The organism is Ottowia beijingensis, assembly GCF_013423955.1.
Lineage (GTDB): Bacteria > Pseudomonadota > Gammaproteobacteria > Burkholderiales > Burkholderiaceae_C > Ottowia > Ottowia beijingensis.
In genome coordinates, this window is the sequence record NZ_JACCKX010000001.1 from 1,639,250 (window position 1) to 1,652,014 (window position 12,765).

A 12,765-nucleotide genomic window follows, 5' to 3' on the forward strand; every position below is an offset into this window, starting at 1 on the left:
CTGCCCAGCCTCCGCGGTCACAGGCGGAAGTGCTCGCCCAGGTAGACGCGTCGCACCTCGGGATTGGCCACGATGTCGGCCGGCGTGCCTGTGGCCAGCACGCGCCCCTCGCTGATGATGACGGCGTGGTCACAGATGCCCAGCGTTTCGCGCACGTTGTGGTCGGTGATCAGCACGCCGATGCCCCGGCTCTTGAGGAAGGCGATGATGCGCTGGATCTCGATCACGGCGATCGGATCGATACCCGCAAAGGGTTCGTCCAGCAGGATGAAGCGGGGCTGCGTGGCCAGAGCGCGGGCGATCTCGACACGGCGCCGCTCACCGCCCGACAGCGCAGGCGCGGGCGAGTCGCGCAGCTGGTTCACGTGCAACTGCTCCAGCAGCTCGGTCAGGCGGCGTTCGATCTCGGCGCGCGGCAGGGCACGGCCATCGGGACCAACCTGCAGCTCCAGCACGGCGCGCACGTTCTCGGCCACCGTGAGCTTGCGGAAGATCGACGCCTCCTGCGGCAGGTACGACAGGCCCAGGCGCGAGCGCTGGTGGATCGGCATGTCGTGGATCGGCTGCCCATCGATGGCGATGGTGCCGGCGTCGGCCCGCACCAGGCCGACGATCATGTAGAAGGACGTGGTCTTGCCAGCGCCATTGGGGCCCAGCAGGCCCACCACCTCGCCGTTCACCACGTCGAGCGACACATCGTGTACCACGCGGCGCGCGCCGTAGTTCTTGCGCAGCCCGCGCACCTCCAGGCGGCTCTGACCCGGGGCGGCCGCCAGCGCGCCCGGCGCGGTGGCACTGAAGCTGGAGGCCAGGTCGTCGATGGCCACTGCGCTCACTGGCCGGCCCCTGGCGGCAGCGTGGTCGACGGCCGCAGCGGCACCGGTGCGGGCGCAGGGGCCGCACCACCATGGCTGCGCGGCGCCAGCGTGGCGCGCACGCGCCCACCCGGCGCGGCCGATGGCGTGCCGTCGGCGCGCGCCGTGCCGTCGACGGTGTAGACCTCGGTGGTGTTGTTGTAGACGATCAGGCTGCCCATGACCGCGTCCATCACGGTGGCGCCGGCCAGGCGCCGCATCTCGGCACGGCGCACGAAGCGCACGGTGTCGGCCTTGCCGTTGTATTCGATGGTTTCGCCCTCGCCCTCGATGTATTCGTCAACGCCCTCGCGCTTCTGGCGGAAGAACGCGCGCTTGCCCGACTCGGCGAACATGGTGCCCGACTGGTTGCCTGCAGCGTCCTGCCGCACCTCCAGGCGCGCGCCGCGCATGACGATGCTGCCCTTGGTCACCACCACGTTGCCGCTGAAGGTGGACAGCTGCTTCTGATCCTCATAGCGCAGCGCATCGGCCTCGATGTTCATCGGCTTGTCGCGGTCGGCGCGTTCGGCCCACGCGGGCGCCGTCAACAGGATGCACAGGGCGGCGGCCGCGCCGGTACGGGTGAAAACGGAAGGCTTCATGGAAGGCACGTTTTTGCTTTATGGCTCGTTTCATTGTACGCGCGGGCCACGGCGCGCGCGGGTGCACAGGCGTGAAAAAGCCCGCCGAAGCGGGCTTGGAGACGCCTTGTGGCAACCGCTGCATCAGCCGCGCTTGCGCTCCTGGGCGATCAGGTTGTTGGCGAGCTGGATCATGCGCTCGAAGCCGCCGGCCATCGAGCCGTCGGTGTAGTAGCGGCCGGCCACGCCCAGCGCGGGCGTACCCTCGACCTTGTACGCGTCCTGCAACTGCACCGCGCGGCGCACCTTGGTGGCCACGCCAAAGGACTTGTAGGCCGCCTCGAACTTGGCGCGATCCAGGCCCTGCTCGGCGATCCAGGGGAACAGCACCTCCGGCTTGTCGATGCGCTTGCGCTGCGTCTGCAGCGCCTCGAACACCTTGGCGTGCACCTTGTCGACCTCGCCCATGGACTCCAGCGCGTAATAGATGCGCTGCAGCGGCTCGAAGCTGCTCTGGAAGCCCACGTGCTCGCGGCGCACCACCACATCGGCCGGCGCGGCTTTCTTCCAGGCCGTGAAGATGGGCTCGAAGTTCTTGCAGTGCGAGCAGCCATACGAAAAAATTCGACCACCTCGACCTTGCCTGCGGGCGCCTCGACGGGGGCACGGTCCTTCAGCGTGGTGTAGCCGACGCCCGACTGGGCATGGGCGGGCAGAGCCAGCAGGCCCGGCAGTGCCAGGGCCGAAGCACCGAAGGCAAATTCGCGACGATTCATGTGTTGTTCTCCAAATTCGGGAATGCGGCTGATGGAGCCGGCCCGCCGGCGCGAAGTTCCTCAGCAGCTTCGCGACTCGACCAGCTTTGTGAAACTTTACCGCTGCACGCGCACCAGCGCGGAGTCGAAACCATTGCCGTCCAGGCGGTCTTTCACGCGGTCGGCGGCGTCCTTGTTCTGGAACGGGCCCACCCGCACGCGGTACACGGTGCGACCGGCCTGCTCGCGCTCGGTCACGCGGGCTTCCACGCCCATCAGCGACAGGCGGGCGCGCTGCGCCTCGGCATCGTCGGGCGTGCGGAAGGCACCGGCCTGCACGAAGTAGGTGAACGGATCGACCGTGGCGGCAGGCGGCGTGGTGCCGGCGCGTGCCGCGGCGAGATCGCCCAGCGGGTCGTTGGATTGGGCGCGCGGCGGCACCGGGGCGGGTGCGGGCTTGCGCTCGGCCACGGCGGGCGGCGTGGGTTCGGCCGGCGGCTTTTCCGCCGCGCGCGCGGGCGGTTTGGCCTCGGCGGTGCGGGGTTCGGCGGGCTTCACCTCGGCCGGCGTGGGCGCACTCCGCGGCGCGGGGCGCGCCACTTCGGCCGGCGCGGGAATGGGCGCCGGCTCGGGCGCCGGGGCCACGGTGCCGCTGGCCACGCCACCGTTGGGCGCGCTGGGCCGCGCGCCATTGCGGTTGCGCAGCGTGGCGTTGGGGTCCCAGTTGCGGTTGCGTTCGGCCTCGGCGGCGTCCTGGCCGCTGGTGCGCGAGGTGTTCTTGTTGACGAAGGGCACCGGCACCTTGGCCACGTAGATGGCCACGCCCAGCGCCGCCGCCAGGCCGAAGACGATGCCCAGAATGATGCCGAGGAAGGTGCCGCCGCCCTGATGGCCCGCGGCGCGCCTTGGCACGGCCCGATCGTTGAAGTGAAAAATCATGGTGGGATAACGCGTTACATCCGGGTGGGGGCCGACACGCCCAGCACCAACAGGCCATTGTGCAATACCTGCGCCGTGGCGGCGACCAGGGCGAGGCGGGCTTTTTCACCGTTTCGTCGTCCACCAGGATGCGCTCGGCGTCGTAGTAGCTGTGGTAGCTGGCGGCCAGCTCGCGCAGGTAGAAGGTGACGTCGTGCGGCGCGAAGTCCTGCGCGGCGGCGGTGAGCATGTCGGGGTACTTGGCCAGTTGCAGCATCAGGGCCTGCGCGGCGGGCGTATCGAGTGGCGCCAGATCGGCATCGGCCAGCGTGGCCGCGTCGCCGCCCCAGGCCTCCAGCACCGAGCAGATGCGCGCATGGGCGTACTGCACGTAGTACACGGGGTTGTCGTTGTTCTTCTGCACCGCCAGGTCGACGTCGAAGGTGTATTCGGTGTCGGGCTTGCGGCTGAGCAGGAAGAAGCGCACGGCATCGGCGCTGGTCCACTCGATCAAATCGCGCAGCGTGACGTAGCTGCCGGCGCGCTTACTGATCTTGACCTCCTCGCCACCCTTCATCACGCGCACCATGGTGTGCAGCACGTAGTCGGGATAGCCGGCCGGGATGCCCACGCCCGCCGCCTGCAGACCGGCGCGCACGCGGGCGATGGTGCCGTGGTGGTCGGTGCCCTGGATGTTGACGACCTTGGGGTAGCCACGCTCCCACTTGGTGATGTGGTAGGCCACGTCGGGCACGAAGTAGGTGTAGCCGCCCTCGGACTTGCGCATCACGCGGTCCTTGTCGTCGCCGTAGTCGGTGGTGCGCAGCCACAGCGCGCCGTCCTGCTCGTAGGTCTTGCCGGCGTCGATGAGCTTCTGCACCGTGGCCTCGACACGGCCCGAGGTGTAGAGACTCGACTCGAGGTAGTACTCGTCGAATTTCAGACGGAAGGCCTGCAGGTCCTTGTCCTGCTCGTGGCGCAGGTAGGCAACGGCGAACTGGCGGATGCCATCGAGGTCATTCACGTCGCCGCTGGCGGTGAAGCTGCGGTCGTCGGCCTGCACCGTCTTCTTTGCCAGGAAGTCGTTCGCGATGTCCTGGATGTAGTCGCCGTTGTAGGCGGCTTCGGGCCAGCCCGCGTCGCCCGGCTTCAGGCCCTGGGCGCGCAGTTGCACCGAGGTGGTGAGCGTTTCGATCTGTACGCCCGCGTCGTTGTAATAAACTCGCGGTGCACCTGCCAGCCCTGGGTGGCGAACAGGTTGCAGATGGCATCGCCCAGCGCCGCCTGGCGGCCGTGGCCGACGTGCAGCGGGCCGGTCGGGTTGGCGCTGACGAACTCGACCAGCACACGCTCGTTGCGTGGCGGCTGCTGCCCATAGCGCGCTTTTTCAGAGAGCACATCACGCACCACCTGCTGCTTGGCAGCGGGCTTGAGGCGGATGTTCAGAAAGCCCGGTCCGGCCAACTCGATGGCGTCGGCCCAGCGCTGGAATGCCGGCGTGGCCTCCAGCGCGGCCTTCAGCTGCTCACCCAACGCGCGCGGGTTGCTCTTGAGCGGCTTGGCCAGCTGCATGGCGGCGGTGCAGGCCAGGTCGCCGTGCGCGGCCTGCTTGGGCGATTCGAAGGCGGCCTTCTCGCCTGCGCCGGGCGAGAGTTGGTCCAGCTCGGCCGCCAGCGCGGCGAGCAGTTCGTTCTTCACGGATTGCATCGGCGGATTTTAGGCGGCCGGCACCGCCGCCCCTGGATTACAAGCCAAATCGGCCTTCAGCGCTTATCCGGCAAGCGCAATCAGCTATCTATACGATAGCTATCGACGCTTCAGGCGCCCCAGCCCCGCACCAGGAACACCGCCGCCAGCGGGATCACCGCCACCACGTGCGTGGCCAGCATCACCAGCCGGCGCGCACCCCGGATTTCGGTGTCGGACGGCAGCGCGCCGCCAGCGGCCAGCCGGTCGCGCCAGCGGCGGTACTGCCGCGCGGGGCCAATCTGCATGATGGCGGCGACGATGAACAGCGTCAGCTTCAGATGCAGCAGCCAGTTGCTCCAGTACCAGGCGCTGCCCTTGGCGCCCCAGTAGATGCGCGCCAGGCCCGACAGCAGCACGGCGGCGGTGGCAATCCACAGGATGACGTCCAGCCGCACCAGCCGCGGCACCACGGCGGCGTTGAGCCATTCGGTGCGGCACAGCGCGGCCTGCGCCGAGGCGAACACGATCCAGCCCAGGAAGGCGCTGATGTGAAAGAAGGCGAGCCAGGGTTCGAGCATGGCGCGATGCTAACCGCCGCCTCAGCCCGCGCGGCGCCAGAAGGCGGCATCGCCGTAGCGCTCGCGCAGGAAATCCACCCACAGCCGCACCCGCAGCGGCGCGTGGCGCGTGGGGTGCGGCAGGATGGCGTAGATGCCGTTGGGCGGCGCGGCAAAGTCGGCCAGCACCTCCACCAGCAGGCCGGCGGCGATCTCGTGCTCCACCTCCCAGGTGCTGCGCCAGGCGATGCCGTGGCCGGCCAGGCACCAGTCGTGCAGCACCTGGCCGTCGCTGCAGTCCAGCGGGCCGCCGGGGCGCAGGTACGTCACTTGCCCGTCCTCATCCGCGAATGCCCAGCCGCGCGTCTGCGAGGCGTCGGACGACAGCACCAGGCAATCGTGCTGCGCCAGATCGCGCGGGTGCTGCGGCGTGCCGCGGAGCGCCAGATAGTCGGGCGCGGCCACGGCCATGCGGCGGTTGTCGGCCAGGCGGATGCTGACCAGCGACGAATCGGGCAGGTCGCCCACGCGCACGGCGCAGTCGTAGCCTTCGCCGGCCAGGTCGATCACGCGGTCGGACAGGTTGAGCGAGATGCGCAGCCGCGGGTGCGCGGCGTGAAAATCCGGCAGCAACGGCGCCACGTGCCGTCGCCCAAAGCCCGCCGGCGCGGTGATGCGCAAATGCCCGCTGGCCTGCACGCCGCCGGCCGACACGCTGGCCTCGGCCCCCGCCACCTCGGCCAGAATGCGCTGGCAGTCGTCCAGAAAGGCCGTGCCCTCATGGGTGAGGGCGATGCGGCGCGTGGTGCGCACCAGCAGCTTGACGCCCAGGTGCTCTTCCAGCGCGTCGAGCCGGCGGCTGATGACGGCCGGTGCCACCCCTTCGGCGCGGGCGGCGGCGCTGAGCGAGCCGCGCGCAGCCACCGAGGCGAAAGTCTCGAAGGCCTTGAGCTTGTCCATGGGCGGGAATTATCCGCAGCGGCCGCGCACAGGTGCGGCGCGGGCGCCACACGGCCTTTGGTGGTGCTGGCGGGGTGTGCGATCATGGCGCGCGCCTGTCGCGCCTTGTTACACCATGTCCGCCGCACCGTCCTCGTCCTCCGCCAAATCCAGCGTCGATGTCCGCACGCTGAGCTGGTGCAGCTGCAGAAGCTGGCTGAGCGCGGCAGCCGGCGCGCCAAGGCCGAGTTGGAAGGCCGCATGCGCGCAGCCACCGGCAGCAGCCCGGCCGCGATGCCCAGCGCCACGCCGCCCAGGCCCACGTCGGCCCCGCGCCCGCCGGCTGGCCCGATCCCGACCCTGACCGAGCGCGCCGTCGCAGCCCCTGCGCGGCGCGGTCGACCCGCCCCTGGCGCCGCCGGCCCCTGCCGACGACCCGGCCCCCGCGCCGCACGACGCACTGGTGCAGCAACTGGAGTTGATCGCGCGCCAGGACGAGGCGCGCTCGCGCGCCGACGGCCCGCCACGCCTGGTGGGCCTGGTGCTGATCGCCTGGGGCGTGATGCTGATGTTCGGCGGGCTGGTGATGTTGTCGCGCGGCGGCGGGCTGTACTACCTGCTGTGCGGCGTCGGCTCGGCCGCCGTAGGCTGGCTGCTGCTGCAGTGCAGCCGCTGGGCCATGGTGCTGCATGGCGTGCTGCTGCTGGTGGCGCTGGCCTGGGCCTGGCAGATCGCCAAGGGCAGCTTCGGCCTGGCGCTGGTGCAGGCGGCGCCGGTGTGGATCGCCGCGCTGTGGATGGCGGTGCGCTCGGTGCGCGAGCCGCTGGAGTGATTTCAAGCCAAATCAGCCTCCAGCGCCCGTCCAGAAAGCGCAAACAGCTATCAATTCATTAGCAATCAGTCGCCTGCCGCGAACTTCAGGCGCGACTTGACGAAGCCCGTGGTGCCGTAGCGCGTGACGCGCTTGTACAGCTCGGCCGTCAACCCGTGCACCATGTCGGCATAGGCGTCGACCAGCTCGGGCACGATGCCGAAGTGGTCGTAGTTGACCACCACGTCCACCCGCTCGCCGAAAGGCTGCAGCAGCGCGCGCACGGCCGAGTCGATGGCGACGATGGTGGCCGACGAGTTGACCTGCAGCCCCGAGAAGTCGATGTGCAGCACGCGCGCCGCCGGGTCGAGGTGCAGGCGCTCGCCCAGCGGGCGCTCCAGCAGATCGCTGCGCAGGCCCATCAGCTCGGGCACGAACAAGCGCGCGTCCATGGTCTTCAGATCGGCCGCGATGTGCGGCTTGAACGACATGTGGGCCAGCACGTCGCGCTCCAGGTCGATGCCGGGCGCGATCTCGAACAGCTCCAGCGCACCGCCGTCACCGTCCTCGGCCGGCACCAGGCGGAACACGGCGCGCTCGGTCACGTACAGCACGCGCTGGCCGCGCCGCACCGCTTCGGCGCCGCTGAAGGTGCGGTGCTCGACGGCGCGCACGAACTTGCGCGCGCCGCCCTCGCGCACGATGGCGAGTTGCCCATCCTGAAGCCGCACCTCCAGTTGCCCGGTGGTGAAGGTGCCGACGAACACCACCGTGCGCGCGTTCTGGCTGATGTTGATGAAGCCGCCCGCCCCCGCCAGCCGCGGGCCAAACTTGCTGACGTTCAGGTTGCCCTGGCTGTCGGCCTGCGCCAGGCCCAGCACCGCCAGGTCGAGCCCGCCGCCGTCGTAGAAGTCGAACTGGTAGGGCTGGTCGATGATGGCCTGCGGGTTCACCGCGGCGCCGAAGTTCAGCCCGCCGGCCGGGATGCCGCCCACCACGCCGGGCTCGGCGGTGAGTGTCAGCAGGTCGATGATCTTCTCTTCCGCCGCCACGTTGGCCACGCCCTCGGGCATGCCGATGCCGAGGTTGACCACCTGGTGCGGGCGCAGCTCCAGCGCCGCGCGGCGGGCGATGATCTTGCGCTCCGACAGGCCCATGGGCGCCAGCCGGTCCACCGGCACGCGGATCTCGGCGGCGAAGGCTGGGTTGTAGGGCTCGGCAAAGGTCTGCTGGTGGTGCGCCGGGTCGTGCGCCACCACCACCGCATCCACCAGCACGCCCGGCACCTTGACCTGGCGCGGGTGCAGCGTGCCGCGCTCGGCCAGGCGCTCGACCTGGGCGATCACCACGCCGCCCGAGTTGCGCGCCGCCATGGCGATGGCCAGCGCCTCCAGCGTCAGCGCCTCGCGCTCCATGGTCAGGTTGCCGTCCGGGTCGGCTGTGGTGGCGCGGATGATGCCGACGTGGATGGGGAAGGCCTTGTAGAGCAGGCAGTCCTCGTCGCCCACGCGCAGCAGCTGCACCAGGTCTTCGGTGGTGCGCGCGTTCAGCTTGCCGCCGCCGTGGCGCGGGTCGACGAAGGTGTCGAGCCCCACGCGCGTCAGCGTGCCCGGCTTGCCGGCGGCGATGTCGCGGAACAGGTGCGTGATCACGCCCTGCGGCAGGTTCCAGGCCTCGATCTGGTTGTCCACAGCCAGCTTCTGCACCTTGGGCACCAGGCCCCAGTGCCCGCCGATCACGCGCTTGAGCAGCCCCGCGTGGCCGAAGTGGTTGAGCCCGCGCGTCTTGCCGTCGCCCTGGCCGCCGGCGTAGACCAGCGTCAGGTCGCGCGGGTGCTGCGAGGCGAGGAAGCGCTCTTCCAGCGCCACCGCCACGCCTTCGGCAAAGCCGATGCCGACGAAGCCGCCGGTGGCCACGGTGTCGCCGTCGTGCACCAGTTGCACGGCCTCGGCGGCGGTGACGATCTTGTTCTTGTACGGGCTGTGGTGGATCTGGTGCGGATCGAAGCCGGGCATGCGCGTCTCCTCGTTCTATGTGTGGAGCGCAGCATACGCCTGCAGTCGAGATCGAAGGCACGACTAATCATTGCGAAAAAGTCAAAGGTTTTTCAATCTGCCTGCCATTTATTGCCCAAAACAATTCGAATACAGTGTCTGCAGCGGGTGCATGGGGCGCCCGATTCCTGTTTTTTGCACCAGAGGCCCGCCATGACCGCACGCACCACCGTCCGCGACCTGAAGATCGCCAACGAGCTGTACCACTTCGTCAACCAGGAGGTGCTGCCCGACCTGGGCGTGGCGCCGGCCACCTTCTGGCAGGGCTTCTCCAGCCTCGTGACCGACCTGGCGCCCAAGAACGCCGCCCTGCTGGCCGAGCGCGACCGCCTGCAGAAAGAGCTGGACACCTGGCACGGCGCCAACCCCGGCCCCATCAAGGACATGCGCGCCTACCGCGCCTTTCTGGAAGGCATCGGCTACCTGGTGCCCAACCCCGCCAGCGTGCAGGTGACCACCGCCAACGTCGATGACGAGCTGGCCGTGCAGGCCGGCCCGCAGCTGGTGGTGCCCATCCTCAACGCCCGCTACGCACTCAACGCCGCCAACGCGCGCTGGGGCAGTCTGTACGACGCGCTGTACGGCACCGACGTGATTGCCGAAACCAAGGGCCTGGAAAAAGGCAGCAAGTACAACGCCAAGCGCGGCGCCAAGGTGATCGAGTGGGCACGCCACGTGCTCGACCGCTGCGCGCCGCTCAAGAAGGGCTCGCACGTCAACTCCACCGGCTACGTGGTCAAGGACGGCGAGCTGGTGGTCAAGCTCAAGGGCGGCAAGAGCAGCAAGCTGGCGGACAACCGCCAGTTCGTGGGTTACCAGGGCGATGCCAAGGCGCCCACCTCGATCCTGCTGGTGCACAACGGCCTGCACCTCGACATCCGCATCAACCCCAAGTCGCCCATCGGCAAGAACGACCCGGCCGGCGTGGCCGACCTGGTGGTCGAGGCCGCCGTCTCCACCATCCTCGACCTGGAGGATTCGGTGGCCGCCGTCGACGCCGAGGACAAGGTGCTGGGCTACCGCAACTGGCTCGGCATCCTGCGCGGCACGCTGACCGAGTCGTTCGAGAAGGACGGCAAGATGATGACGCGCGGCCTGAACCCCGACCGCGTCTACACCGCCGCCAACGGCAAGCGCGAGGTGTCGCTGCACGGACGCTCGCTCATGTTCGTGCGCAACGTCGGCCACCTGATGACCAACCCTGCCGTGCTGTGGAAAGGCAGCGACGGCAAATGGAAGGAAATCCCCGAAGGCATCCTGGACGCCGCCATCACCACCACCATCGGCATGTACGACCTGCGCGGCATGGGCGCGAACGGCCTGCGCAACTCGCGCACCGGCAGCCTGTACATCGTCAAGCCCAAGATGCACGGCCCGGCCGAAGTGGCCTTCGCCAACGAGCTGTTCGGCCGCGTCGAACAGCTGCTGGGGCTGGCCGACAGCACCGTCAAGCTGGGCATCATGGACGAGGAGCGCCGCACCTCCGTCAACCTCAAGGCCTGCATCGACGCCGCCAAATCGCGCGTGGCCTTCATCAACACGGGCTTTCTGGACCGCACCGGCGACGAGATGCACAGCTGCATGCAGGCCGGTCCGGTGTACCGCAAGGGCGACATGAAGACCAGCGCCTGGATCCAGGCCTATGAGCGCAACAACGTGCTGGTGGGCCTGGCCTGCGGCCTGAGTGGCAAGGCGCAGATCGGCAAGGGCATGTGGGCCGCGCCCGACCTGATGGCCGAGATGATGAAGCAGAAGATCGGCCACCCCAAGGCCGGCGCCAACACCGCCTGGGTGCCCAACCCCACCGGCGCCACGCTGCACGCCATGCACTACCACCAGGTGCTGGTCAGCGACGTGCAGAAGCAGTTGCTGGCCGAGCTGGCCAAGGCCGACGTCAACGTCCTGCGCGACGAGCTGCTGACCGGCCTGCTCACCATCCCCGTGGTGCCCGAGGCCAAGTGGACCGACCACGAGAAGCAGCAGGAGCTGGACAACAATGCCCAAGGCATCTTGGGCTACGTGGTGCGCTGGGTGGACCAGGGCGTGGGCTGCTCCAAGGTACCCGACATCAACCACATCGGCCTGATGGAAGACCGTGCCACGCTGCGCATCAGCAGCCAGCACATGGCCAACTGGCTGCTGCATGGCGTGGTCAGCAAGGGCCAGGTGCAGGCCACGATGGAGCGCATGGCCGCGCTGGTCGACCAGCAGAACGGCGGCGACCCGCTGTACCGCCGCATGCACGGCAACTTCGCCAAGTCGGCCGCCTTCCAGGCCGCGTGCGATCTGGTGTTCAAGGGTGTCGAACAGCCCAGCGGCTACACCGAGCCGCTGCTGCACGCCTGGCGGCAGAAGGTGAAGGCGGGGGCCTGAGCATTCGGAGGGAAGCATATACTCCCCATATGTCATCCGCCAGCGCTTGCTGCACAAGCGCTGGCGATGCATACCCATATCCAGACCAACAAAAGGGCGCCGCCGGCGCCCTTTTGCTGCATGGCCGCGCTGCCGCGTTCAGCCGCGGATGCCCTGCTTCTGCTCCCAGGCCGACTTGCAGGCCACGCAGTGCTGGGTCATCGGCTCGATCTTCAGGCGCTCGAACGGGATGTTGCAGCCGCACTCGTCGCACAGGCCGTAGTCGCCCGCTTCCATGGCCTCCAGCGCACGGTCGATGCGCGCCAGTTCCTGCGCGTCCAGCGTGGTCAGCACCGAATCGACCTCGCGCGTCTGGTTCTTCAGGCGCGCGCTTTCGTCCTGCGACACGCTGCTGGTGCGCTCGGCCGGCGCCAGGTTGGCCAGGTTCTGCTCCATCTCGTCCTGCAGCTCCTTGCGGCGGGCCAGCAGCAGATCCTTCAGCTCCTTCAGCTGGGCCGGGGTCAGGGCATCGCTCATCTCTTCTCTCCTGCAATCATCAAAAAGCACAAACTCGACTGCGCCGCCTGCGGCAGGCGCCTGTCCCGCAGAATACCACCCGCATGCACCCCCAGACCGTGACCGATCCCACGCGCTGCCCCTTGTGCGGCCAGTCCAACGCCTGCGCCATGGAGACCGAGCGCGCCAGCGGCCAGCCGCAGCCGCCTTGCTGGTGCACGCAGGTGGATTTCTCGCCCGCGCTGCTGGATCGGCTGCCGCCCGAAGCGCGCCGGCAGGCCTGCATCTGCCGCACCTGCGCCGAACGCGCCGCGCCGGCGCCCGGCTGATCAGTTCACCGGCTTGGCCGGCAGCGGCTGCACCAGCCAGTCGGCCAGCGCGCGCGCCGTCTCGTCGCTGACCTGGCGGTGGCCGACGATGGTGCGCCAGCCGCTGGTGGTGGCGCGCATTTCCTCCACCCAGTGGGCGGCGATGCCGCTGCGGTCGCCCTCGCGGCTGGCGGCGCGTTCGCGCATGGCCTTGAAGGCGGGCGCGTCGCCGCGCGGCGGCGTGCCATGGCAGTTCAGGCAGCCCATGTCGGCCGCCAGCGCCGAGCCGACGGGCATGCCCGACCGCGGCTGCGCCGCCGCTGCGTCCTGCGCCTGCGCGGGTTGGAGCGCCGCCAGGGCCAGCACGGCGGCAGAGAAGGTGGCCAAGGCCCAGGGAGCGGTTTTCATGCGGCCATGATAGCGCTGCG

General features: G+C 69.3%; 12 protein-coding genes and 1 pseudogene. 3 read left to right on the top strand and 10 right to left on the bottom strand.

Going from position 1 to position 12,765, the window contains the following annotated elements; genetic code table 11:
* Positions 1-17: 17 nt before the first annotated feature.
* From lptB to H0I39_RS08330, 7 genes and pseudogenes are all read right to left on the bottom strand, one after another.
* A complete protein-coding gene (lptB, locus tag H0I39_RS08300) occupies positions 18-812 on the bottom strand; it encodes an LPS export ABC transporter ATP-binding protein (protein WP_180551741.1) in 795 nt (264 codons plus the stop codon).
* 20 nt (positions 813-832) lie between these two features.
* Positions 833-1,459 carry a lipopolysaccharide transport periplasmic protein LptA gene (gene lptA / locus H0I39_RS08305; protein WP_180550161.1) on the bottom strand — a complete coding sequence of 209 codons (627 nt, stop codon included), beginning with the start codon at positions 1,457-1,459 and terminating at the stop codon, positions 833-835.
* A 123-nt stretch (positions 1,460-1,582) separates the two neighbouring features.
* Complete coding sequence (locus tag H0I39_RS24030) at positions 1,583-1,984, bottom strand: thiol:disulfide interchange protein DsbA/DsbL (protein ID WP_373368271.1); 402 nt, start codon at positions 1,982-1,984, stop codon at positions 1,583-1,585.
* Positions 1,985-2,310: 326 nt separating this feature from the next.
* Positions 2,311-3,105, bottom strand: a complete 795-nt coding sequence (locus tag H0I39_RS08315) for an SPOR domain-containing protein (RefSeq protein ID WP_308645805.1) — start codon at positions 3,103-3,105, stop codon at positions 2,311-2,313.
* A 41-nt stretch (positions 3,106-3,146) separates the two neighbouring features.
* A pseudogene (argS, locus tag H0I39_RS08320) lies at positions 3,147-4,818 on the bottom strand (arginine--tRNA ligase).
* Positions 4,819-4,928: 110 nt separating this feature from the next.
* On the bottom strand, positions 4,929-5,378 hold the full coding sequence (locus tag H0I39_RS08325) for a DUF2214 family protein (RefSeq protein ID WP_180550163.1): 450 nt from the start codon (positions 5,376-5,378) through the stop codon (positions 4,929-4,931).
* 21 nt (positions 5,379-5,399) lie between these two features.
* Complete coding sequence (locus H0I39_RS08330) at positions 5,400-6,317, bottom strand: LysR family transcriptional regulator (RefSeq protein ID WP_180550164.1); 918 nt, start codon at positions 6,315-6,317, stop codon at positions 5,400-5,402.
* Between the two features lie 442 nt (positions 6,318-6,759).
* On the opposite strand from H0I39_RS08330, the gene H0I39_RS08335 reads away from it, so the two are divergent.
* Positions 6,760-7,128 carry a hypothetical protein gene (locus H0I39_RS08335; protein ID WP_180550165.1) on the top strand — a complete coding sequence of 123 codons (369 nt, stop codon included), beginning with the start codon at positions 6,760-6,762 and terminating at the stop codon, positions 7,126-7,128.
* 65 nt (positions 7,129-7,193) lie between these two features.
* Here H0I39_RS08335 and H0I39_RS08340 read toward each other — a convergent pair whose 3' ends face one another.
* The gene (locus H0I39_RS08340; RefSeq protein WP_180550166.1) at positions 7,194-9,122 is read right to left on the bottom strand and encodes an acyl CoA:acetate/3-ketoacid CoA transferase; all 1,929 of its coding nucleotides are present in this window, start codon (positions 9,120-9,122) and stop codon (positions 7,194-7,196) included.
* 192 nt (positions 9,123-9,314) lie between these two features.
* Between H0I39_RS08340 and H0I39_RS08345 the strand changes: the two genes are divergently transcribed.
* Entirely contained in the window at positions 9,315-11,534 is a 2,220-nt protein-coding gene (locus H0I39_RS08345; RefSeq protein ID WP_180550167.1) for a malate synthase G, read from the top strand.
* A gap of 138 nt (positions 11,535-11,672) precedes the next feature.
* Here H0I39_RS08345 and H0I39_RS08350 read toward each other — a convergent pair whose 3' ends face one another.
* On the bottom strand, positions 11,673-12,050 hold the full coding sequence (locus H0I39_RS08350; protein ID WP_180550168.1) for a TraR/DksA family transcriptional regulator: 378 nt from the start codon (positions 12,048-12,050) through the stop codon (positions 11,673-11,675).
* A gap of 83 nt (positions 12,051-12,133) precedes the next feature.
* On the opposite strand from H0I39_RS08350, the gene H0I39_RS08355 reads away from it, so the two are divergent.
* Positions 12,134-12,358, top strand: a complete 225-nt coding sequence (locus H0I39_RS08355; RefSeq protein WP_180550169.1) for a cysteine-rich CWC family protein — start codon at positions 12,134-12,136, stop codon at positions 12,356-12,358.
* Here H0I39_RS08355 and H0I39_RS08360 read toward each other — a convergent pair whose 3' ends face one another.
* On the bottom strand, positions 12,359-12,745 hold the full coding sequence (locus H0I39_RS08360; RefSeq protein ID WP_180550170.1) for a c-type cytochrome: 387 nt from the start codon (positions 12,743-12,745) through the stop codon (positions 12,359-12,361). It abuts the gene before it with no gap.
* Between the last annotated feature and the right edge of the window lie 20 nt (positions 12,746-12,765).

What these genes read in the sequence shown, in the direction of transcription:
- lptA (WP_180550161.1), bottom strand. Translation starts at nt 1,459, where the DNA reads ATGAAGCCTTCCGTTTTCACCCGTACCGGCGCGGCCGCCGCCCTGTGC.
- H0I39_RS08325 (WP_180550163.1), bottom strand. Translation starts at nt 5,378, where the DNA reads ATGCTCGAACCCTGGCTCGCCTTCTTTCACATCAGCGCCTTCCTGGGC.
- H0I39_RS08330 (WP_180550164.1), bottom strand. Translation starts at nt 6,317, where the DNA reads ATGGACAAGCTCAAGGCCTTCGAGACTTTCGCCTCGGTGGCTGCGCGC.
- H0I39_RS08340 (WP_180550166.1), bottom strand. Translation starts at nt 9,122, where the DNA reads ATGCCCGGCTTCGATCCGCACCAGATCCACCACAGCCCGTACAAGAAC.
- H0I39_RS08345 (WP_180550167.1), top strand. Translation starts at nt 9,315, where the DNA reads ATGACCGCACGCACCACCGTCCGCGACCTGAAGATCGCCAACGAGCTG.
- H0I39_RS08350 (WP_180550168.1), bottom strand. Translation starts at nt 12,050, where the DNA reads ATGAGCGATGCCCTGACCCCGGCCCAGCTGAAGGAGCTGAAGGATCTG.
- H0I39_RS08355 (WP_180550169.1), top strand. Translation starts at nt 12,134, where the DNA reads ATGCACCCCCAGACCGTGACCGATCCCACGCGCTGCCCCTTGTGCGGC.
- H0I39_RS08360 (WP_180550170.1), bottom strand. Translation starts at nt 12,745, where the DNA reads ATGAAAACCGCTCCCTGGGCCTTGGCCACCTTCTCTGCCGCCGTGCTG.